Annotated in this window: 4 protein-coding genes; all 4 read left to right on the top strand. The window is 36.5% G+C overall.

What is annotated here, in order from left to right; genetic code table 11:
* Positions 1 to 595: 595 nt before the first annotated feature.
* Positions 596 to 763 carry a helix-turn-helix domain-containing protein gene (locus tag ACFWYS_RS46565; protein ID WP_384783187.1) on the top strand — a complete coding sequence of 56 codons (168 nt, stop codon included), beginning with the start codon at positions 596 to 598 and terminating at the stop codon, positions 761 to 763.
* A gap of 20 nt (positions 764 to 783) precedes the next feature.
* On the top strand, positions 784 to 1,251 hold the full coding sequence (locus ACFWYS_RS46570; protein ID WP_326194938.1) for a hypothetical protein: 468 nt from the start codon (positions 784 to 786) through the stop codon (positions 1,249 to 1,251).
* A 67-nt stretch (positions 1,252 to 1,318) separates the two neighbouring features.
* The gene (locus tag ACFWYS_RS46575) at positions 1,319 to 1,555 is read left to right on the top strand and encodes a hypothetical protein (RefSeq protein ID WP_376912105.1); all 237 of its coding nucleotides are present in this window, start codon (positions 1,319 to 1,321) and stop codon (positions 1,553 to 1,555) included.
* 53 nt (positions 1,556 to 1,608) lie between these two features.
* The coding region (locus ACFWYS_RS46580) for a hypothetical protein (RefSeq protein WP_384783191.1) at positions 1,609 to 1,972 on the top strand (364 nt) is incomplete at its 3' end.

Consider the following 1,972-nt stretch of genomic DNA (forward strand, 5'->3'; position numbering starts at 1 on the left):
AACATGAACCACGGGAACTGTCAATAAATAAAATATCCTCCCGGAAAAGGGAGGACTATTCTTTAGGCGATATATTAAAGTGTTTTAAATATACAAGAATTTCGTAAACATCCATATTGTTGTACTTCTTATCTATCCAATCCTTTAAAAAGTGTTCAATATGCTTGTATTTCGTATCTAATTTCATATTAATAATATCTAATATTTCTAGATTTGGCATAAATTATTCATCTCCTTTAATGGAGAGAGTATATACACACTTATTTTAGTTTGTCAATAATAACCTGTTATAAACATTTATACTCAGTGCGAACATAAGAGATAGGACATTTCTATCCCTGATACCCAGTTATTTCATATATAATAGGACTTTACATTCAGGAACATGTGTTCTATTATTGGTACAGAAATATTTTCTTCTCCTACCAATATGTCGCATAATGTCGAATCCTTCCTGAAAAAATTCTGAAGAAATTTGTAAAAAGGGGTAGACATGATATATCCCTTGATGGTAAGATAAGGTCATCAAAGGGAACATAAAGGAATCTGAAGCCCTTTAAAGGAAGTGATACATATGTAGAGGGAGGTACGCTTTTTGTCTAGTGAAGAGGTTTTAACAGTTAAACAGGTAGCCGAGATATTAAAAATATCTGAAAAAACGGCTCGCAAAAAGCTGAACAACGGAGAAATTAAAGGTTTCAAAGTCGGTCGAGAATGGCGCGTGTCAGCTGAAAAATTCAATGAATACTTAAAACAAAATTAATTCTTTGGGGGAATTTTAAAATGACAAACACTATTAAAAACACTGAAAACACTACTGACGTATTGGCAACTGAGGACATTGCAACAGCATCACCAAGTATTTTTGAACAAGGTACACAACAAATGTTTTCAACTATCCAGGCAACGGACAGAAAGAGCAGCATCAAACTTTACAACGCGGTAAGCAACGCTGAACACTCTCTATCAGACCATATCGGAGAAGTAATTGAAATTACAGACATGGTCGCCCATGCGGTTGAATTAGAGGATGAAGTCACGAAAGAGACAATTCAGGCAATGCGCGTTGTTCTTTTAACAGCAGACGGACAAGGCTATCACAGTGTATCTCAGGGCGTAGCAAGCTCCCTACAACGTATCATTGGGATTGTAGGGCAAGGTCCTTGGACGGACGAGCCATTAAAAGTTGTTCCAAAAGAAGTTAAAACCCGCCGCGGCTTTAAAACATTGACACTTGCGCTTGTGGACTAATTAAATAGTCGCTCCGATCGGGGCGGCTTTTCTTATATTAAATTACTATATACGGAGGTTGCTAGACTTGGATAAAAACGTAATGATTTTCGACAACGGAGAACGCCGCACAGAGATTAAAGAGGATAGAGTGGAGAATATGTATTGTTTCGCTCAAAAGCTTGATGACGATACACAACAGATTATTAGTTTCACTCGTTCAGAAATGCTTGCAATAGTCTCCTATTTTCATGCTGAAGCACAAGACGAACTGTCACGCGGTTCTGTTCGCTATATTCCGACACAAAAAGCAGAAGCCATTTAAATATTAAATTGACAGGGAAATTCGTTTCCCTGTGACTTTTGTGTTTAAAGGGGGTGTCACTGATTGCCAAGAAAAAGCGGCTGAAGAAGAAACAGCAGAAAAAACAAAATATAGCTGCCTTGAAAAAAGTCGGAATTACTGACAAAAAGGTTATAAAGGAATTAAAAAATAAACCTGCCACAGTAAATAAAATTGTTAAGAAAAAGAGTCGTAGTTTAATTGCAAATGAACGATCTGAATTAATTAAACGGTTAGGATTTAAAGTCTCCGAACATTCCGCAAAAAGGTATTGGAGCGAATCACGATTTAATGAATGGTATAACAAAGAATTAAATAAGCGGGCGAAGGCTGAAGAAAGAAAAAGAAAAGCGGCTGAAAGAAAAGCCCGACAAGCTACTGAACCCTATTTAATGATTT

The organism is Streptomyces sp. NPDC059010 (genome assembly GCF_042740355.1).
GTDB lineage: Bacteria > Actinomycetota > Actinomycetes > Streptomycetales > Streptomycetaceae > Streptomyces.